This is a genomic window from Brevundimonas sp. BR2-1, from assembly GCF_037626195.1.
In the GTDB taxonomy this organism is placed as follows: Bacteria; Pseudomonadota; Alphaproteobacteria; order Caulobacterales; family Caulobacteraceae; genus Brevundimonas.
In genome coordinates this window covers 1,034,841-1,055,377 of the sequence record NZ_JARKMV010000001.1, presented here as the reverse complement: position 1 = coordinate 1,055,377, position 20,537 = coordinate 1,034,841, and the positions used below count along the sequence as shown (strand labels likewise).

The 20,537-nt window shown below is 69.1% G+C and carries 13 protein-coding genes; 6 read left to right on the top strand and 7 right to left on the bottom strand.

Going from position 1 to position 20,537, the window contains the following annotated elements; genetic code table 11:
* Positions 1–23 precede the first annotated feature (23 nt).
* From BrevBR_RS05255 to BrevBR_RS05240, 4 genes are all read right to left on the bottom strand, one after another.
* On the bottom strand, positions 24–839 hold the full coding sequence (locus BrevBR_RS05255; protein ID WP_340000194.1) for an RsiV family protein: 816 nt from the start codon (positions 837–839) through the stop codon (positions 24–26).
* Positions 836–1,858: a UbiA family prenyltransferase gene (locus BrevBR_RS05250; protein WP_340000193.1), complete on the bottom strand. Its 1,023-nt coding sequence runs from the start codon at positions 1,856–1,858 to the stop codon at positions 836–838. The genes BrevBR_RS05255 and BrevBR_RS05250 overlap by 4 nt, the downstream gene beginning before the upstream one ends.
* 206 nt (positions 1,859–2,064) lie before the next feature.
* Positions 2,065–4,692, bottom strand: coding sequence for a DNA ligase D (gene ligD, locus BrevBR_RS05245; RefSeq protein ID WP_340000192.1), 2,628 nt, complete (start codon positions 4,690–4,692; stop codon positions 2,065–2,067).
* A gap of 171 nt (positions 4,693–4,863) precedes the next feature.
* On the bottom strand, positions 4,864–6,183 hold the full coding sequence (locus BrevBR_RS05240) for an ammonium transporter (protein WP_340000191.1): 1,320 nt from the start codon (positions 6,181–6,183) through the stop codon (positions 4,864–4,866).
* Between the two features lie 299 nt (positions 6,184–6,482).
* Here BrevBR_RS05240 and BrevBR_RS05235 point away from each other — a divergent pair, with 299 nt between their 5' ends.
* Entirely contained in the window at positions 6,483–9,293 is a 2,811-nt protein-coding gene (locus BrevBR_RS05235; RefSeq protein WP_340000190.1) for a M16 family metallopeptidase, read from the top strand.
* A gap of 48 nt (positions 9,294–9,341) precedes the next feature.
* Here the strand turns inward: BrevBR_RS05235 and BrevBR_RS05230 are convergent, their stop codons facing one another.
* The gene (locus BrevBR_RS05230) at positions 9,342–10,361 is read right to left on the bottom strand and encodes an NAD-dependent epimerase/dehydratase family protein (protein WP_340000189.1); all 1,020 of its coding nucleotides are present in this window, start codon (positions 10,359–10,361) and stop codon (positions 9,342–9,344) included.
* Positions 10,362–10,551: 190 nt separating this feature from the next.
* Here BrevBR_RS05230 and BrevBR_RS05225 point away from each other — a divergent pair, with 190 nt between their 5' ends.
* Both BrevBR_RS05225 and BrevBR_RS05220 read left to right on the top strand, forming a co-directional pair.
* The gene (locus tag BrevBR_RS05225) at positions 10,552–11,832 is read left to right on the top strand and encodes a sugar MFS transporter (protein ID WP_340000188.1); all 1,281 of its coding nucleotides are present in this window, start codon (positions 10,552–10,554) and stop codon (positions 11,830–11,832) included.
* Between the two features lie 109 nt (positions 11,833–11,941).
* The gene (locus BrevBR_RS05220) at positions 11,942–12,547 is read left to right on the top strand and encodes a hypothetical protein (protein ID WP_332639715.1); all 606 of its coding nucleotides are present in this window, start codon (positions 11,942–11,944) and stop codon (positions 12,545–12,547) included.
* Here BrevBR_RS05220 and BrevBR_RS05215 read toward each other — a convergent pair.
* Positions 12,544–14,055, bottom strand: a complete 1,512-nt coding sequence (locus BrevBR_RS05215; RefSeq protein ID WP_340000187.1) for a tryptophan halogenase family protein — start codon at positions 14,053–14,055, stop codon at positions 12,544–12,546. The two genes, BrevBR_RS05220 and BrevBR_RS05215, sit on opposite strands and share 4 nt — an antisense overlap.
* Positions 14,056–14,470: 415 nt before the next feature.
* Here BrevBR_RS05215 and BrevBR_RS05210 point away from each other — a divergent pair, with 415 nt between their 5' ends.
* The 3 genes from BrevBR_RS05210 to BrevBR_RS05200 all read left to right on the top strand — a co-directional run bounded on the left by BrevBR_RS05210 (position 14,471) and on the right by BrevBR_RS05200 (position 19,523).
* Positions 14,471–16,552: a S8 family peptidase gene (locus BrevBR_RS05210; protein WP_340000186.1), complete on the top strand. Its 2,082-nt coding sequence runs from the start codon at positions 14,471–14,473 to the stop codon at positions 16,550–16,552.
* A 77-nt stretch (positions 16,553–16,629) separates the two neighbouring features.
* Complete coding sequence (locus tag BrevBR_RS05205; RefSeq protein WP_340000185.1) at positions 16,630–18,840, top strand: AGE family epimerase/isomerase; 2,211 nt, start codon at positions 16,630–16,632, stop codon at positions 18,838–18,840.
* Positions 18,837–19,523, top strand: coding sequence for an acylneuraminate cytidylyltransferase family protein (locus tag BrevBR_RS05200; RefSeq protein WP_340000184.1), 687 nt, complete (start codon positions 18,837–18,839; stop codon positions 19,521–19,523). The genes BrevBR_RS05205 and BrevBR_RS05200 overlap by 4 nt, the downstream gene beginning before the upstream one ends.
* A 3-nt stretch (positions 19,524–19,526) precedes the next feature.
* Here the strand turns inward: BrevBR_RS05200 and BrevBR_RS05195 are convergent, their stop codons facing one another.
* A complete protein-coding gene (locus BrevBR_RS05195) occupies positions 19,527–20,531 on the bottom strand; it encodes a M48 family metallopeptidase (protein WP_340000183.1) in 1,005 nt (334 codons plus the stop codon).
* Between the last annotated feature and the right edge of the window lie 6 nt (positions 20,532–20,537).

Here is a 20,537-nt window from a genome sequence, read left to right as displayed (position 1 = left end):
GCGTGTCTCCTGAGGCGTCGCGGTCAAGGTGCGTGTTCGGCCCGAAGCCGGTCAAGGTATTCCGGCGACGGCGCGCCCTCGAACTGATCGGCCCATTCGGGCGAGAGCAGGGCGGAGAAGGCGGCGGCCGGCACGACCGCGGTGTAGACGCCCTCGGCATAAGGGCCGACGATGTAGGGGCCGATCAGGAAGACCAGACCCCCGGCCTTGCCCGTTGTGTCGCCGGGGGCGAGAGAGAAGGGCGTTTCCAGCGCCGCCGGGCAGGACCAGAGGCCCTCGCCCTGTTCGCCGCGATAGGGGGCGGGGTCCCAGGCCTGATCGCCGCCGCGCGCGGCCTTGGCGGCGTTGATGGCGTCGCACAGGGCGTGGTCGAGCTTCGTCTGGTCAGCGTCGGCGCGGAACAGCTCGGCCGGGGCGACCGGGCGCTGGCCGATACGATCCCAGAGGATGGCGTGGTAGCCGGGGTTGCCGTGAGCCCCGCCGGTGAAGGACCAGACGAGCCCGTCGGCGCTGACCAGCCGGGAGGTTTCGACCGGCGCGCCCCAGCGCAGGCTCAGGTCCATGTCGGAGTCGAGCTCGCCGCCTGCTTCGGCGCGGGCTCCGCGGACGGCCGCCTCGAACTCGCGGATGGCGGCCATGCCCTCGCCGTAGAGGCGGGCGCGCAGTTCGGGGTGGGCGCGCAGGGCAGGGTCGAGCGTGAGTTCCGTAGTCATCCGGCCGTCCTCCAGCTTGTAGGCGACGGGTCGGGCGTCGTTCGGCGCGATGGCCTGCGGGGGAGAGGCGCAGGCCGCGGCCAGCAGCCATGCGGCGGCCATCAGGATGCGGGGGAAGGCGTTCACAGGGTCAGGGCTCCGAGGCCGATGGCGGCCAGAAGAATCAGGCCGGCGTCGCGGTTGGACTTGAACAGGCGCAGGGCGAGGGCGGGATCGTCGGTCCGGACGCGGCGGGCCTGCCAGGCGAGATGCAGGGCGTAGGCGACGAGTCCGACCCCGAAGAGGGGGCCGAGACCGGCGAGCCAGCCGGCGGCGGCGGCGCAGGCGACGGCGAGGCCGTAGAAGATCGCGACCCCGCGCGGCACGTTCGCGCCGAGCCGCCGGGCCGATGACTTCACCCCGACCATGGCGTCATCCTCGATGTCCTGCAGGGCGTAGATGGTGTCGTAGCCGAGGGTCCAGAAGACGCCGCCGAGGTAGAGCAGGAGGGCGGCGGGGGTCAGATGGCCGGGCAGGCCGGCGTGGGCGTGAAACACCGACACGCCGGTTCGCCAGAAGGCGGGCATGCCGGACCAGGGAAAGGCGCTGGTGAAGGCTGCGAACCCCATCAGGGCGCCCCAGTTGAAGGTCAGGCCGAGCCAGGCCTGAGGCCACCAGGTGATGCGCTTCATGAAGGGATAGGCGGCGACGAGGGCCAGCGACCCGATCCCCAGCATCACCGTGGTCCAATTCATGGCCAGCAGGATCTGCAGGCTGATGAAGCTGCAGACGACGACGAAGATTCCGGCGTGGCTGATGCTGATCCGGCCGGAGGCGACGGGGCGGGAGGCGGTGCGGGCGACCTGCCGGTCGATCTTGCGGTCGACGATGTCGTTGAAGGCGCAGCCGGCGGCGCGCATCAGCCCGGCGCCGAGGGCGAAGAGAACGGCGAGGGTGAGGGCGTGTTCGGCCGCTTGAGGCGGGGTCGGGAAGAGGTCGGGATTCGAAGCAAACGCCAACGCAATCCCCTGCCAGCCGGGGAGGAGCAGCAGCCAGATTCCAACCGGCCGGTCGAAGCGGCCGAGCTTGAGCCACGGCTTGAGGCCTTCCGGCGCGTGGCGGTCCACCCAGTTCGAACCGGCGTCGGGAAGCGGGGCGGAGATCATGGGTGGGAGATAGCCTGTTGGAGGATGGGGGAGAAGGGTCAGGGCTCCGCTCTCCCTGTCGTCATCCCGGGGTTGCTGCGCGCGCCGGGATGGCGACAGGGGTGGGGGCGCCGGACGCCAAACGCGCTCCCTGCTTCGACCCCTCCACCGGTTCGCGGTCTCCTGCCCATCTGCGATGGGGAGGAGACGGAGGGGCCGCCGTGCGGTCAGAGCACCTTCTTCAGCACCGGTCCCAGATTGACTGCGCCGTCCCGGAAATCCTTCCACGGGTCCCGCTTCTTCAGCAGGGCGGCGGCGTCGTGGACCGTGTAGGCGCGGGGGTCGAGGCCGGTCTTCACCTGGGTCCACGACAGGGGGAAGGCGATGCCCGCGCCGGGACGGGCGCGAGGAGACCAGGGGGCGACGGCGGTGGCCATGCGACCGTTGCGCAGATAGTCGAGGAAGATCTTTCCGCCCCGCGCCTTCTTGGCCAGGGTGGTGGTGAAATGGTCGGGGTCGGCGGCGCGGACGCGCTCGGAAACCGCCTTGGCGAAGGCCTTGCATTCATCCCATTCGATGCGGCTCTTCGCGTCAGCCCTGATCGGCACGACGACGTGCAGGCCCTTGCCGCCGGTGGTCTTGACGAAGGGGTTGAGGCCGAGGGATTCCAGCTCCTTCCTGACGGTTTTCGCGGCGGCGATGACGTCGGCGAAGTCGAGCCCCTCGTCGGGGTCGAGGTCGAAGGTGATCTGGTCGGGGGTCTCGGGGTCGCCCGGCTTGCAGCCCCAGGGATGCAGCTCCAGACCGCCGGACTGGCCGATGGCGACCAGGCCGCCGACGTCGACGACGCCGATGTAGGGCTTGCGCTCCTTCACATCGATCAGCTTCAGCCGCGGGTTGGAGCCGGGCATGGCGTGCCGCTGGAAGAATTTCTCGCCGTTGATGCCCTCCGGCGTGCGGATGATGGAGACCGGGCGGTCGGCGACGTGGGGCAGGATGCGTTCGGCGGCCATCTCGTAATAGCGGACGAGGTCGGCCTTGGTCAGGGCGGGCTTTCCGTCGGCCGCGGGCCACAGGATCTTGTCAGGGTTGGAGATGGTCACCCCGGAGACGATCAGCTTGCCCTTGCCTGCGCGCCCGGCGGCGGGACCGGGTTCGCCGGGCATGGCGAGGGGCGATGCGCCGGCGTGGCGGCCGGGCTCCCTGGCCGGATCCGACGGCGTGTGCGGGGCCTCGGTCACCTCGGCGGGGGGTTTGTCGTCGCGCAGGCCCTTGAAGGCCGCCTGACGCAGGGATCCGGTGTCGGTATAGCCGCCGTGTTCGACCTCCGCGACGAGGACGGGTTTGACCCAGTGGATGGTCATGCCGCCGGCGCGGGATTTCTTCGGCGCCGACTTGCCGACGAAGGGACTCCTGTCGGTTTCGGCGGCCTTGAGTTTCGGCAGCAGGGTCTTGAGCAGGGTCTGGTTGTAGCCCGTGCCGACGCGGCCGAGGTGGCGCAGGCCGCGGCCGTCCTTCGCGTCCTCGTCCTGGACGCCGACAATCAGCGAGCGGAAGCGGTCGCCCTCGGAAGTCCAGCCGCCGATGACCACCTCGTCGCCGCCGCGACATTTGGATTTGAGCCAGGTGGTCGAGCGGCCGGCGGTGTAGGGGGCGTCCAGCTTCTTGGAGATGACGCCTTCCAGATCCATGCGGCAGGCGCTGTCGAGGATGGCCTGTCCGGTGGTGGCGAAATGGTCGACGTAGCGGATGCGCTGGCGGGCGGCCTTGGGGATGCGGTCGATGTACGCCTGAAGCCGCGCCTTGCGATGCGACAGGGGCAGTTTGCGCAGATCTTCGGGCCCCTCGAACAGCAGGTCGAAGGCGAAATAGATCAGCTCGCCGGTCCTGCCGTCCGAGATGGCCGCCTGCAGGGCCGAGAAGTCGGGCATGTGGTTTTCGGCCAGGGCGCAGAGCTCGCCGTCGACCACGGCGTCGGGCCAGCGGGCGGCGTCGGCGGCCAGTTCGGGGAATTTGTGCGACCAGTCGAGCCCCTTGCGCGTGCGCACCGTGCCCCGGCCGCCGCCCGAGGCGACCTGCAGCCGGTAGCCGTCGAACTTGATCTCGTGCGCCCAACCGGACCCGTGCGGCGGATAGTCGGCGATCTTGCACAGCTGGATGGGGACGAAGGCAGGGGGTTTGTCGGCCTTGCTGGCGACCGCAGGGCGGGCCTCCGGCTTCGGCGGCGCGGCGCGGGTCGTCTTCCTCGGCGAGCCCCACTGCTTCTTCCCTTCGGCGATTTCGGCGAGGCTGCGGCCGGTGGTGATGGAGGCGTCGATCTCCATATTGGCCTCGCCCTCGCCGGGGACGGCGAACTCGTCCTTCTCCTTGATGAGCAGCCAGTTGTTGCGCTTCGAGGGTTTGCCGCGGTCGGCGCGCAGGCGGATCAGGGCCCATTTTCCCTTCAGCCGCTCGCCATGCAGGACCATCTTGATCTGGCCCTTCCTGAAGGCGGCGTCGAGATCGGGCTCCTGCGGTTCCCAGGTTCCGCGGTCCCACATCTGAACCGTGCCGGCGCCGTAGTTGCCGGCGGGGATGGTCCCCTCGAAGGCGCCGTAGTCGAGCGGGTGGTCCTCGACCTCGACGGCGAGGCGTTTGACCAGGGTGTCGCGCGACGGCGCCTTGGTCACGGCCCAGGATTTGAGCACGCCGTCGACCTCGATACGGAAGTCGTAGTGCAGGCGCGTCGCGGCGTGACGCTGGATCAGATAGGTCAGGGCGGTGGTCTTCGCCCTGCCCTTGCGGCCGGACGGCTCTGGGGTGTCGGCGAAATTGCGTTTCGCCTGATAGGTTTTCAGTTCGCCGTGGGCTGCCATGCGGGGTGAACGCCGGTGGGCGGGGAGCGTTGCGGCTGTGAAGTGGCTAGTGGCTAGTGGCTGGCCGCCGCCTGCGCGACCGCGCTGACCGCGTCGCCGTTCCGCCGACAACAAACGACAATCACTAGCCACGAGCCACTAGCCACTAGCCACTAGCCACGAGCCACTCCGTCACTGGTGAATCGTCTCGCCGTGCTGGGTGTAGTCGAGACCCTCGATCTCCTCCTCCTTCGCCACGCGCAGGCCGGTGGTGAATTTGCAGATCATCAGGATGACGAAGGTGCCGACGCCGCTCCAGGCGATGACGGCCAGCAGGCCGATGGTCTGGTTCAGGAGGTTGGCGTTCTCGCCGGCGGGGTTGATGGCGGCGGTGGCGAGGACGCCGGTCAGCAGGGCGCCGACGATGCCGCCGACGCCGTGCACGCCGAAGGCGTCGAGGCTGTCGTCATATTTGAGTGCGCGCTTGAGCCAGACGGCGCCGGCGTAGCAGGCGGGGCCGCTGAGGATGCCGATGATGAAGGCGCCCTTTGGATCGACGAGACCGGCGGCGGGGGTGATCCCGACGAGGCCGGCGACGATGCCGGACAGCAGGCCGAGCAGGGTGGGGCGTTTGTGGTCGATCCACTCCACGGCGGTCCAGCCGATGGCGGCGGCGGCGGCGGCGAGGATGGTGTTGAAGGCGGCCACGGCGGCGATGCCGTCGGCGGCCCAGGCCGAACCGGCGTTGAAGCCCAGCCAGCCGACGAACAGCAGGCCCGTGCCTATGGCGGTGAAGGCGAGGTTGTGCGGGGCCATATTGTCCCGGCCGTGACCATGGCGGGGGCCCAGAACGAGGGCGCAGACGAGGCCGGCGACGCCCGCATTGACGTGGACCACCGCCCCGCCGGCGAAGTCGAGCACGCCCAGCGAGCCCATCCAGCCGCCGCCCCAGACCTGATGGCAGATCGGGACATAGACCAGCAGGTGCCAGAGGAAGAAGAACAGGATGGCGGCCGGGAATTTGATCCGCTCGGCGAAGGCGCCGGCGATCAGGGCCGGGGTGATGATGGCGAAGGTCAGCTGATAGGCGATCCACAGGAACTCGGGCAGGCCCGGGGCGAGGCTGTGCGCAGTCGAGGGGGTGACGCCGTCCAGGAAGGCGGCCTGCAGTCCGCCGATGAAGCCGTTGGTCGCCGGGCCGCTGGCGCCGAAGGACAGGCTGTAGCCGACGGCGAACCACAGGACGGTGACGATGGCCAGGGCGGCGGTGGAATGGGCGATGGTGGCGATGACGTTCTTGCGCCGGACCATGCCGCCGTAGAACAGGGCCAGGCCCGGCAGGGTCATCAGCAGGACCAGGGCGGTCGAGGTCAGGATCCAGGCCGAGGACGCCTCGTTCAGGACCAGCGGCGCCTGATGGGCCAGCAGCGTCGGGGCGGCGGCTAAGGCGGGGCCGGCGGCGAGGGCGCCGAAGGCTGTGGCGACAAGGGCGAGGGGAAGTCGAGCGATCATCGCGGGTCCGGTCCGGAAGGTCAGAGTGGCTCGGCCCGAACCGCGTTCGACGCCGCGGATACGGATAGGACGCTATTGCAACGCACAAGGCAATTCATTTCGTGTGCGGTGCAATATCCTGCGGCAGTGCTGTGCGGAACAGGGCGTGCGGGCGGCGCTTCGGCATGAATTGACCGGACGATGTCGCGGATGCGGTGCACGTTACAGAGTTGCAATGATTCAGATATTGCGCGGTCAGGCTGTCCGGGTGTCACTGTCTTTCCGGCCACTCGCCGTTATCGCAGTTCTGGGGAAACACCATGCGCAACGCCCGCCGTCTCGCCTTGCTCGGAGGGGTCGCCTCGACCCTGCTGATCGCCACCGCCGTTCAGGCCGGAAGCGTCGCCGCGCCCCCGCCGGCCGTGGCCGCCGCCGCCGTTCAGGAGCGCCTCGCGCCCTTGCCCGATGTGGACATCCCCTTCACCAAATTCGTTCTGAACAACGGCCTGACCGTCATCGTCCATGAGGACCACAAGGTCCCGATCGTGGCGGTGAACATCTGGTACCACGTCGGCTCCAAGAACGAGCCGCAGGGCCGGTCGGGCTTCGCCCACCTGTTCGAACACCTGATGTTCAACGGGTCCGAGAACTACAACACCGACTTCTTCAAGGGTACGGAACTGCTGGGGGCCACGGACCAGAACGGCACCACCAACACTGACCGCACCAACTATTTCCAGAACGTCCCGACCTCGGCCCTGGATTCGATCCTGTGGCTCGAGAGCGACCGGATGGGCCACCTGCTGGGCGCCATCGACCAGGCGCGTCTGGATGAGCAGCGCGGCGTCGTCCAGAACGAGAAGCGTCAGGGCGAGAACCAGCCCTATGGCCGCGTGTGGAACGCGATCACGGCCGCGACCTATCCGGACGACCATCCGTACGGCCATACGGTGATCGGGTCGATGGACGATCTGAACGCCGCCGACCTGCCCACCGTGCAGCAGTGGTTCCGCGACTATTACGGTCCGGCCAACGCCACCATCGTCCTGGCCGGCGACATCACGCCTGAGCAGGCCCGGGAAAAGGTCGAGCGCTATTTCGGCGACATCCCTCCCGGTCCGCCCGTGACCCAGCCGGTCCAGATGATCGCCCGGATGACAGGCGAGCTGCGCGAGACGATGTACGATCGTGTCGGCCAGCCGCGTCTGTACAAGGTGTGGAACACGCCGCGGGCCGGGTCGGCCGACTCGGACCACCTCGGCATGCTGGCCCAGGTGCTCAGCTCTGGCCGCAATTCGCGCCTCTACAAGCGGCTGGTGTTCGACGACCAGATCGCCACCCAGGTGGCGGCCTTCAACTCGGAGAGCGAGATCGGCAGCCAGTTTCTTGTGCTGGTCACAGCCAAGCCGGGCCAGGACCTGGCGCGGATCGAGGCGATCGTCGACGAGGAGATGGCGCGACTGCTGCGGGACGGCCCGACGGCATCCGAGCTGGAGCGAGCGCGCACCACAGTCGGCGCTGGCTTCGTGCGCGGCCTTGAGCGGATTGGCGGCTTCGGCGGCAAGTCCGACATCCTCGCCGAGAGCGAGGTCTTCCACGGCGATCCCGGCGCGTGGCGCGCGTCGTACCAGCGCATCGTGGCGGCGCAACCCGCGGATCTGACCCGGGTCGGCCGCGAATGGCTGAGCGACGGCAGCTACTCGCTGCAGGTCCTGCCCTTCCCCGACTACGCGGCACAGCCGACAGGCGTTGACCGCTCGGCCGGCGTCCCGCCGGCCAGCGAGACGGCGCAGGCGGTCTTCCCGACCATCGAACGGGCCCAGCTGAGCAACGGCCTGAAGGTGATGTTCGTGCAGCGCGCCAGCGTGCCGACGGTCAGCATGAACCTGATCCTCGACGCCGGAGCGGTGGTCGATGCGGACGCCGACGCAGGTCTGGCCCAGCTGACCCCGCAGGTGATGACCAACGGCACGGACGATCTCGACGCTCTCGAGATCAGCGACCGGCTGCAACTGCTCGGCGCCACCCTCGGCGCCGGATCGGGCACGAACTCGACCAGCGTTTCCATGACCGCCCTGTCCTCGCGGCTGGACCCGTCGCTGGACCTGTATGCCGACGTGATCCTCAACCCGGCCTTCCGGCCCGAGGATTTCGAACGCGCGCGCGCGCTGCAGGTGGCCGGGATCCAGCAGGCCAACCGCAATCCCGGAGCCATCGCGCGCCGCGTGCTGAACGCCGAGATGTACGGTCCCGGCAATCCCTACGGGCGTCCGACCAGCGGCACCGAGGCCACCGTCGCGACCCTGACCCCGACCGACGCCGAGGCTTGGCATGAGATGTGGTTCCGGCCCGACAATGCGACCCTGGTCGTGGTCGGCGACACCACCTTGGCCGAACTGACGCCGAAGCTGGAGCGGGCCTTCGCGGGATGGCGTGCGCCGTCGACGCCGATGCCGGCCAAGCCTGGACCGGCTGATGCGGCCGAGCCCTCGGGCCAGCCGCGCATCCTGATCGTGGACCGCGCCGGACCTCAGTCGACCATCGTGGCCGGCCGCGTTGCGCCGGCCTTCGATCCGGCGACCGAAGCGTCGATCGACACCATGAACACCGCCCTCGGCGGCGCCTTCACCAGCCGGATCAACATGAACCTGCGCGAGGACAAGGGCTGGTCCTACGGCGCCGGCGGCGGCGTCCCCTACGGTCGGGGCGAGCGGATCTATTCCGTCAGCGCCGGCGTGCAGTCCGACAAGACAGCCGAGAGTCTGGCCGAGTTGCGCCGGGAGCTGACCGAGGTGGTGGGGTCGCGCCCGCTAACCGAGGAGGAGATCATGGCGGCCCGGTCCAACATGGTCCTGGGCATGGGCGGCAACTGGGAAACCAACGCCGCCATCGCCGGCGAACTGCAGAACATGGTCGTCTGGGGCGTGCCGGAAAACTACTATGACACCTATGCCGGGACGGTGGGGTCCATGACCGCGGCCCGGGCCGCCGCGGCGGCGCAGGCGATCGTCGGCACGGGACCCACGACCTGGGTCGTGGTCGGCGACCGGGCGACGATCGAGCCCAGGATCCGGGCGCTCGGCTATGGCGATGTGCAAGTGGTCGATATCAACGGCCAGCCGGTCCAGTAAGGCGATGATGAGGGCGGGGCCGAACACGGTCCCGCCCTTCTTCGCGGATCAGACCCGGTAGAAGTCGCGGTACCAGTCCACGAACCGCTTCACGCCCACGTCGATGGAGGTCGAGGGGGCGTAGCCCAGAAGGGCGCGGGTCTCCTCGACGTCGGCCTCGGTGCGCGTCACGTCGCCGTCCTGCACCGGCAGGAGGTTGAGCTCGGCCTTGCGCCCCAGCGCCTCTTCCAGCACGGCGATGTAACGCATCAGCGGCTCGCGGCGCCCGGCGCCGAGGTTCAGGATTCGCCAGGGGGCGACGCCCGAGGTGGAGGGGTTCGGGGCCTCGGCCTTCCAGTCCGGATCGATGGCGGCGGGCTTGTCGAGGGCGGCGACCACGCCGTCGACGATGTCGTCGATGTAGGTGAAGTCCCGCTCCATCTCGCCATGGCCGTAGACGTCGATGGGGCGGCCTTCGAGAATGGCCTTCGTGAATTTGAACAGGGCCATGTCGGGCCGGCCCCACGGTCCGTAGACGGTGAAGAAGCGCAGGCCGGTCGAGGGGAAGCCGAACAGGTGGGAATAGGAATGCGCCATCGCCTCGTTGGCGATCTTGGTTGCGGCGTAGACGGTCAGGGGATGGGCGACGCCCTGTCTGACCGAGAAGGGCAGGGTGCCGTTGGCGCCGAAGGCGGAGCTGGTCGAGGCGAAGACGAGGTGCTCGGCCTTCGCCGCCCGGGCGCCTTCGAGGACGGTCAGGAAACCCACGACGTTGGAATCAACGTAGGTCTCGGGCGCCTCCAGGCTGTAGCGGACGCCGGCCTGGGCCCCGAGATGGATGATCCGGCGCGGCGCATGTCTGGCGAACAGGGCGGCCATGCCCTCGCGGTCCGCCAGATCGAGCGTGTGATGGATATAGCCGGGCTGGTCGATCAGCCGGTCAAGCCGCGCCTGTTTCAGGGCCGGATCATAGTAGCTGTTCAGGTTGTCCAGCCCGATCACGGTCTCGCCGCGCGCCAGCAGGCGCTGCGCGGTGTGGAAGCCGATGAAGCCGGCCGAGCCGGTGACGAGGACGGGGTCCTTGCTCATGGACCTTCGTTAGCCCCGAGCGGCCGGATGCGCCAGATCATCCCGCCATCCGCGGCCGCGAGAGCTCCTGAAGCCCTCTGGCCACTTTTGGTTACGATTCGGCTCAAACCGCTGGACGAGACCGCCCACGGATGAAACCAAAGGGCCAACAGCCGCTCGCGGGGACGACGCGGCGATCCAGGGAAGAGACATGACCGACCTCCAGAGCGCGCCGCGCACGGGCACGAACCTCGCCTTCGCCTATGTGACCACCCTGTTCTTCGCCTGGGGCTTCGCCACCTCGCTGATCGATCCGCTGATCGCAGCGGTGCGTCGGGTGTTCGATCTCAGCTATACCGAGGCCTTCTTCACCACCTCCGCCTGGTTCATCGCCTATGGCGTGGCGTCGATCCCGGCATCCTATGTGCTGGCCCGGCTGGGCTACAGCCGCGCGATCATCGCCGCCCTCGCGACGATGGTGCTGGGCTGCCTGATCGTTCCCGTGGCGACGATGATGGATCAATACGCCGGCGTGCTGCTGGCCCTGTTCGTCATCGCCTCGGGCGTGACCCTGCTGCAGGTCGCGGCCAACCCGCTGGTGGCCGAACTGGGCGCCCGTAAGAGCTCGCACTTCCGCCTGAACTTCTCGCAGGCCTTCAACTCGCTGGGCACGACGATCGGGCCGTGGCTGGGATCCCACGTCCTGCTGACGGGCGGGGTCTTCGCGGCCGGGGCCGTCGTCACCGTGGCGACGCGCAACGAGTCCCTGCGCAGCATCGACGCCGGCTTCCTGGCCATGGGCGCCTTCTTCGCCCTGCTGGCCGTCTTCATCTTCACGGCCCGCAAGAAGATCAACGCCGCCGCCCCGGCCGCCGTCGCGGGCGCCTCGCCCCTGGCGGCCTTCGGTTCGCCCTGGGCCCTGTTCGGCGCCCTCGCCATCTTCATCTACGTCGGCTCGGAAGTGGCCATCGGCTCGATGCTGACCAACTTCCTGAACAGCGAGGGCATCCTGGACATCCCGCTGGAAGAGGCTGGCAAGATGGTCGCCTTCTACTGGGGCGGGGCGATGATCGGCCGGTTCGCGGGCAGCGCCCTGCTGACGCGGGTGCCCGCCGGCGTCCTGCTGGCGGTCTGCACGGTCTGCGCCGGCCTGCTGTGCGCGGTCGTGACCCAGACGGGCGGAACCACGGCGGCCTATGCGGCCCTGTCGATCGGCCTGTTCAACTCGATCATGTTCCCGACCATCTTCACCCTGACGCTGGAACGGTCCAGCGCGCCGGCCGCGGCGACGTCGGGCCTGCTGGTGTTCGGCATCATCGGCGGGGCCGTCCTGCCGCTCGTCGCGGGCCAGATCGCGGACGCCGCGGGCGGGGTGCTGACCCCGGCCTTCTATGTGCCGCTGCTGGGCTATGTCGCGCTGACGGTGTTCGCCATTGCGGCGGCGCGGACGCCCGTGCGCAACGGAGACGGCGCGGCGCCCGCGCCGCACTAGGACAATCGCGTAAAGACGGGGCCGCCGGCGGCATCGTCGGCGGCCCTTGTGCGTTTGCCTCCGGGTCGCCCAGGATAGGGGCGGGGCCGCGGAGAGCTTTATGATCGCCATGACGAGACGCGCCGGCCTGCTGGGCCTGTTCCTGGCCCTGATCGCCGCCCCCGCCTGGGCGGCGGTGACCCTGACCTTCTACGCCCATCCCGGCGCCCGCATCCGGGGGGGGGATCTGCTGTTTCCCCATGCCTATGTCCATGCGTCCGGGTCGCTGGACGACACCGGAGATCCGGTCGACTGGGCGGCGGGCTTCACCGCGAAATATCCCGGTCCGCACCTGCTGCTGGCCACGGGTCCGGGCATCGTGGCCACGCCCGAGGGCCGCTATGTAGGGGAGGGCAAGCCCTATTTGCGGATGACGGTCAGCGACGCCGTCTACCGCGCCGTCCGCGCGCGATCGGACTGGTGGAATGGGCCGGAGGGGTCGCTTTACGATCTGCGGCGGCGCAACTGCATCAGCTATATCGCCGATCTGGCGCGTGTCGCCGGCCTGCAGACGGCGAAGGAGCCGTCGATGAAGCCGGGAACGTTTCTGGAGGCCACGGCGGCCCTGAACCCCTCCGCGGCGTGGCGCGAGACGGTCGATCCCGTGATTCCGTCGCCCGCATTTCCGCCGCCCGCGATCCAGCCCGAGCCCCTGGAGCCGGCCCCCGTCGCCTAGGCGTCGCCTGACCACATGGCGTTGGCTCTCAGCCAGGCCTCGTGTTCGGGCAGGCCCTCGACCGTGCGGGCCAGAATGTCCGACAGCTGGCGCAGACCGGCGGCGGACCGTTCGGCGTTCTGGTAGGCATACAGGGGATTGGGGCCGCGCGGGATGATGCCCTGACCGTACATGACGGCCAGCCATGAGGCCTGGCTGAAATATTCGTCGGCCCCGACCTGATACAGCAGCGCCCGCTCCCGGAAGGCTTCGACCCGCTCGGCCAGGGTGTCGGGGATCGGCATGGCGGCCACCTGACGCCAGAAGGCGGAATCGTCCCTCTGGGTCGCGTGGTAGTGCAGGATGACGAAGTCGCGGATCAGCTCGACCTCGCGCCCCAGCCGGCGGTTGTAGGACTGGATGTTGACGGGGCTGAAGTCCCTGTCGGGGAAATGCTGCAGCAGGCGGAATATGCCCGCCTGGACCAGATGGATGCTGGTCGACTCCAGCGGCTCGATGAAGCCGCTGGACAGGCCAAGGCTGACGACGTTGCGATCCCAATAGGTCTTGCGCCGGCCGGTGACGAAGCGCAGCGGGCGCGGCTCGGCCAGAGGCTCGCCGTCGAGATTGGCCAGCAGGGTCTCGCGCGCCGCCTCGTCGGACAGGTGGTCCGAGCAATAGACATAGCCGTTGCCGGTGCGGTGCTGCAGGGCGATGCGCCATTGCCAGCCCGCCTCGCGCGCCGTCGACAGCGTATAGGGCGTCAGCGGCTTCACGCCGGCGCAGGGCACGGCCATGGCGCGGTTGACCGGCAGCCAGTGGGACCAGTCCTCATACCCGGCCTTCAGCGCCCCCTCGATCAACAGGGCGCGGAAGCCGGTGCAGTCGATGAACAGATCGGCCTTCAGGGTGCGGCCGTCCTCCAGCGTCACACCGTCGATAAAGCCGTCCTCGCCGCGCTGGACGACGTCGACGATCCTGCCCTCGATCCTTTCGACGCCCCGGCCCTCGCAGACCCTGCGCAGGTACCGGGCGTAGAGGCCGGCGTCGAAATGATAGGCGCTGAACAGGGTGTTCTTCGGCGAGCGGAAGTCGGGATCGCGGTCGCCCACCTTGCCCGCATCGGCGGCGCGCCAGCAGATCGAATAGTCGCCCAGTTCGCCGGCCAGACCGCGGGCCTTCAGCGCGAAATACGTCTGCTGGAAGTCCGCCAGCGCGGGGCCGCGGCCGAAGGTGCCGAACGGATGGACGTAGCGGTTGCCGATATGGCCCCAGTCCTTGAAGACGATGGCGACCTTCAGCGTGGCCTTCGTCTCGCGCATGAATTCCGCCTCGTCGAGGCCGATCATGGTGTTGAAGTCGCGGATGGGCGGCACCGTGGCCTCGCCGACGCCGACGATGCCGATCTCGTCGGACTCGACCAGCGAAACCCTGGCGTGCGGACCCAGCGACCGCTGCAGGGCGGCGGCGGCCATCCAGCCGGCCGTGCCGCCGCCGACGATCAGAATGGACCGGATGGGTTCCGACATGATGGCCTCCCCGCCGGTTCCAGATGTGCACCAGTCACGCGTTCGTTCCAAGAGCGAGCCCGGAGTTCGCGATTTGTTTACCTGGGTCAAAGCCATTGTAACCATTGCCTAACCGGCGACCCCGGTTCAGGGTCGCGGCGGGGCCAGGTCGGGTAATCACATGCACAACCGATTCACAGTGGGACTGGTGTCCCGGGCCCTCTTTCTGGCCGCGGTTCTGACTCCGCTCGCCGCCTGTGGAGGCGGTGGAGGCGGCGGCGGCGGCGGGGGTGGAATCGTCACGCCGCCCCCTCCGCCTCCGCCCCCACCTCCTCCTCCGCCTCCGCCTCCGCCTCCGCCTCCGCCTCCGCCGCCCCCGCCTCCGCCGCCGCCTCCGCCTTCCACCAGTTCGGCCGAGTATCTGCGCAACTATGGCGTGGCCAACATACGCGCGATCAACGCCTGGAACGCGGGCGCGACCGGAGCCGGAATCACTGTCGGCGTCATCGATTCCGGCATCCATTTCACCCAGCCCGACCTGGCCGGACGCATTTCTGCCGCCTCGACCGACGTCGTGTCGGGCCGGTCCACGCCCGACGGCCCGGACGACCACGGAACGCTTGTGTCCGGCGTCATCGCCGCGGGTTTCAACGGCTTCGGGACCATCGGCGTCGCCTATGAATCGACCATTGTGTCGATCCGCAGCGACACGGCCGGCGAATGTGACGATGACCCTGAAGAGGACGTCTGCTTCGGCACCAGCAACCTGATCCGCGCGATCGACTATGCGATCGCCGCCAACGTCAAGGTCGTGAACATGTCCCTGGGCGGCGAAGGCCCCATGGGCACGGCGTTCGAGGCGGCTCTCCAGCGGGCCGTCAACGCCGGCATCGTCTTCGCCATCTCGGCCGGAAACGAGGGCGCCGAGGCGACAGGCGGAAACCCGGAATATCCGGGCCGCTACGCCTCGGATCCGCGGTTCGCGGGAGCCATCATCGTGGTGGGCGCGCATAACAGCAGCGACGTCATGGCCGGGTTCTCGAACCGGGCGGGGGTGTCCGCCAACAACTATCTCAGCGGTCCGGGCGTGGATGTGATCACCGGCTGCGACGGGACCAGCTGCTTCCGCGTCAACGGCACCTCCTTCTCCTCACCGGCCGTGGCGGGGGCTCTGGCCTTGCTGCTGCAGGCCTTCCCCAATCTGACGGGGCGCCAGGCCGTCGAGATCCTGCTGACCACCGCGCGCGAGGCGGGCGCGGCCGGGACCGACGCCGTCTACGGCCGCGGCCTGCTGGACCTGGTCCAGGCGTTCCAGCCGGTCGGTTCGACCCAGGTCGGTACGCTCAGCGGCCAGAGCGTCTCGGTCACCAGAGAGCGGTTCTCCTACACCGGCGGCGCGTTCGGCGACGCTTTCAGAAACAGCGGGGGGGCGCTGGACACGGTGGGCCACGACACCTTCGACCGCCTGTTCCGGGTCGATCTGGCCGGCAGCTACGGCATGGCTCCGCGCGGGGTCGCCAACATGCTGCCGCGCGCGCCGCGTCAGCAGGCGCGTCTGATGGTCGAGGGTCCCCTGGGGTCGACCCTGACGCTGACGACCGGAGCCGCGGTTCAGGACAGTCCCTGGGACCTGGCCGAATCGACCAATGTCATCACGCCCTGGCTGGACGAGCGCCGGCGTGAGGACATGATGGTGGAGTTCTCGGCCGGCCGCGGCGCGGCCGCTTTCTGGCAGGGCCGCAACGGCGCCCGCTCGCCGTTCGAACTGGGCGCGGCTGATAATTTCGCCTCCCTGGCCCAGGTCGACCGGGCCTGGCTGGGGGCCGTGAAGATCGGGGCCGTGACCCTGACGGCCGATACCGGCGTCGGCGATCGCGCCATGCCGTTCCAGGCGCGGGAGGAAGACGTCTCCAGCTATGCGCGGTTCGTCGCCGACTGGCGGACGTCGTCGACCAGCCGCCTGCGTTTCGCCGTCGGGGGTCTGGACGAGAAGATGGGGCCCCTGGGTTCCTATGCGCCGCTGGACTCCGGCTTCGCCCTGCCCAGCACCACGACCTTCGGCTCGGTCGGCGGCCAGTTCGCCCTGCGCCCCAACCTGTTCCTCAACGCCGAGATGGGCTGGGCGCGCACCGACCTGAGCGGGCGGTTCCTCAGCCTGTCCGAGACCGCCATCAGCTCGACCTGGGCGCTGGGCCTGACGACCTTCTGCAAGCAGCTGGGCTTCGGTTGCGAGAGCCTGACCTGGTCGATCTCGCAGCCGCTGCGGACCGAAAGCGGCGTGTTCAGCGCGTATCTGGCCGATTCCCCGGCGGGGTATTTCGACGAGCTGACCTTCTCGGAGCGCACATTCTCGGCGGCGCCGAGCGGGCGGCAGATCGACATGTCGCTGGGCAGCGTGCACCGGCTCGGCGACGGGTCGGCGCTGAGCCTGCGCGGCATGGTCACGCGCGACGATCAGAACGTGCGGGCGTCGCCGACGACCTTCACCCTGATGGGAAGCTGGGGGAAGACGTTCTAGAGCTCGGAGCAGGCCGGCGGGGGATGTTTGCCGCCGGCCGTTCCCGCGTCTATGGCTCCTGAAAACGAGGGGCAAACGTGGCGATATTTCCGGTGATCCTGTGCGGTGGGGCGGGAACGCGCCTTTGGCCGGCGTCGCGACCGGCCCGACCCAAGCAGTTCATCGATTTCGTCAGCGAGCTGTCGCTGTTCCAGGAGACGGCCCGACGGGTGGTTCCGCTCACCGTTGGCGGCGGACGCCTGGTTGTGGTGGCCGGCGCGTCCCATCGCTCGTTCATTGTGGAACAGCTCGCGACCTTGGGTTTGGACGCGGTGGTTCTGCTTGAGCCGGAAGGCCGGGATTCAGCCCCGGCGATGGCGGCCGCCGCGACCTGGATCGCCAGCGTCGCACCTGACGGCGTGGCCCTGTTCGTCGCGTCGGACCATCACATTCCCGATGATGCCGCCTTCCGCGGCCCGGTGTTGGCGGCGGCGGAAGCGGCCAGGCAGGGCCAGATCGTCACCTTCGGGATTCGGCCAACGGATTCGTCCTCGGCCTACGGCTATATCCAGCCGGAAACGGCCGGCCTGTCGCCAGTCCGGGCGTTCGTGGAAAAGCCTGACAGGGCCACGGCGGAAGCCTACGTTCGCGACGGCTATTTATGGAACAGCGGAAACTTCATGGTCCGGGCCGACGTGCTGCTGGCCCAGCTGGACGCCTTCGCCCCGGAGGTTTCCGCAGCGGCACGGGCGGCGCTGCCGGATAAAACTTCCGCCGTTATGATGCTGACGGATGCATTCCGCAACGCACCCAAGATCTCGATCGACTATGCCGTCATGGAGCGCAGCGACCGGATTTCAGTCATGCCCGTCGACTACCGCTGGTCCGACCTTGGCGCGTGGGATGCGGTCCAGGCGCTCGGATCGGGCGACCGGGGCGAATGGTTTGCAACCGACGGCGATATGGCTCTGGTTCGGGCCGCCAAGGGCATGATCGTCGCTACGGCCGGCGTGTCCAATATCGCGATCATCGCCGAACCCGATGCTGTTCTGGTCTGCAGTCTCGACCGGGCCCAAGAGGTCAAAGGCCTCGTTGAACGCATCCGGTCGGCTTCGCCCGCCCATGCGCACGGCGCCATCAGCGTTGCCGATACGCTGGCGGACAGGGCGCAAAGCTTCGATCGCTGGCTGCGGCTGAACGCCTTGCCAATCTGGGCCACGATCGGTGTTGACGACAACGGTGGGTTCCGCGAGACGATCGATCTGTCTGGCTCTGTGTCGGGCGAGTTTCGCCGTGCGCGGGTGCAGGCGCGTCAGGCCTATGTGTATTGCGCTGCGGGCGACTTCGGTTGGAGCGGTCCGTGGCGATCGGTGGTCAGCCGGGGCCTTGTGCGGTTCGAGGCGACCAATCGGCGCGACGACGATCTTTACCGTACGCTGGTTTCCGCGGATGGCGCCGCGTTGGACGACAGCGCTTTCCTGTACGACCAGGCCTTTGTCCTGTTCGCCTTTGCGGCGGCCGCCAAGGCCGGGATTGCTCCCGAACTGATGACCGAACGGGCCCACGCCGTGCGCGCGGCGCTGGCGGGCGTGCGGGTCCCCGCCGGCGGCTGGCGCGAGGCGGGCGATCATCCGTATCAGGCCAACGCCCACATGCATCTGCTCGAGGCCTGCATGGCGTGGGAGGCGATCGAGCCGAAGGGCGAATGGCGGGCGATGGCCGACGAGATCGTCGCCCTCGCCCGGCGCGCCTTCATCGATCCGCACGGCGGCTTCCTGCGCGAATTCTTCGACGAGTCGTGGGCGTCCGCGGCGGGTGAGGACGGACGACTGGTCGAGCCGGGGCATCAGTTCGAATGGGCCTGGCTGCTGACGCGCTGGGGCCGCCTGCGCGGCGAGGACTGGGCTCTGGAGACTGCGATCCGGCTTTACGACGTGGGCTCGCGCGGCGTGGATCCGGTGCGCGGTGTGGCCATGGACGCCCTGAACGACGACCTGTCGGTACGCTCGGAACAGGCCCGGTTGTGGCCCCAGACGGAGCGGCTGAAGGCGGCGCTGATCCTGACCGAGAAGGCGAAGGGCGAACAGCGGGCGCGTTTGCTGGATGATGCGGGCAAGGCGCTCGCCGGCCTGCAGCGCTATCTCGAACCCTCGGGCCTGTGGCGCGACAAGATGCGGGCCGACGGAGGCTTCGTCGACGAGCCCGCGCCGGCCAGCTCGCTGTACCACATCATGGTCGCCTGGGAGCAGGTCAGGGCGTCGGCGGGGGTTCTGCCGGAGCTCGGCGGGTGGCTGGCGGGCGGATCATGATCGGCGGTCGCTCCGTTCTGGCCGTCATCACCGCACGGGGCGGATCGAAGGGTCTGCCGCGCAAGAACCTTCTGCCGTTTCGCGGCTCGCCGCTGATCGCCTGGACCATTCGGGCGGGGCAGGCCGCGCCGAGCATCGACCGGCTGATCCTGTCGTCGGACGATGCGGAGATCATCGAGACGGCCCGTTCTCTGGGCTGCGAGGCGCCGTTCCAGCGAGCGCCGGAACTGGCCAGCGACACCGCCGCCTCGATCGACGTACTGCTGGACGCCGCGGACCGCGCGCCCGGCCATGACATCGTCGTGCTGCTGCAGCCGACCTCGCCCCTGCGGACGGCCGACGACATCGAGGCCACGCTGGCCGTCATGGCGCAAGGCGGCGCTCCGGGCGCGGTGTCGGTCAGTGAGGCGCCCTGCCATCCGTATCTGATCTTCCAGCGCGACCCGGCGGGCCGGCTGAGTCCCTTCGTCGAGAAGCCGGCGGAGATGGGCTGGCGGCGTCAGGACCTGCCGCCCGCGTATCGCGTCAACGGGGCCGTCTATGCGGCGGATCTGGCGTGGCTGAGGGCCGAACGGACGCTGTGCAAGGCGGGCGAGACGGCGGCGTACGAAATGCCGGTGGAACGGTCGATCGACATCGACACCCTCGAGGACCTGCAGGCCGCCGAGCGCGCGCCCGGCTGACCGTCAGGGCAACAGCGGCCCGCCCCGCGCCCGTTTGGCGTCGATCTCGACCTGAACCTGTTCCAGCGCGCGGGCGCGGGCCTCGGCCGAGGCGTGGCGCAGTTGCGGGTAACGGACACGCCAGTTGGCGGCCCCGAACCGGCGCCAGAAGGCGGGCGCGATGCGGGTGTCGTATCCGGCCCTCGCGGTCAGGAACAGGCCGACCCGATCGGCCTGGGTCTCCTTGTCACCGGCGCCATTGACGGCGGCCGCGTCATTGGCCTCGCGGCCCGCGCCGCCGACATCGCTCCAGGTGCGGTGCCGCAGGACGTGGTGGGCCAGCTCGTGGCCGAGGATCAGGGCCAGTTCGTCGTCGGACCGGGTGAAGCCGGCCAGGGCCGTGCTGATGAACAGCCGCCGCCCGTCGGCGCGCGCATTCAGTTCGTCCGAGGGGTTCAGCTGCACCTCATAGCCGCAGGCCCGGTGCGGCTGGACGGTCAGGTCCAGTGGTTCGTTGTTCCGGCGGATGCCGAGACGGGTCGCGCCGCCGGCCAGGGCGCGGTCGATCATGGCGATGTTGGCGGCCAGACCCTCGAAGGCAGGCCTTGTGCGGGCCGGGCCGGGGTTCAGGGCCTCGCCGTTGACCGACAGGATCAGATCGCCCTCGCGCAGCCCCGCTTCCGCGGCGGCCGAATCCGGAGGCGCGGACAGTACGCCCGGCAGGTCGCCCTCCAGACCGAACCGCGACTGGACCAGAGGCCGCAGCTCGTTGCTGTACTGGCTGGCGGAGTGCAGGGCCCAGCCGGCCGATTGCCGGACTGCGGGACACAGGTCGACGTTGTCCTCGGACAGCCGCTGCGCAACCCGAGCCACGCGTTGGTCCAGCGATGTGAGCGTCGTCAGCCGCTGCGACGCGGCGTCCGAAGTCGTGGCCGCCATGGATCTGCCCGACGCCTGTCCGCAGCCGATCACGCCCGCAGAAGCGGCGACGGCGACGGCGACGGATAGCAGGCGGCGGCTGGACGGCATGGCTCG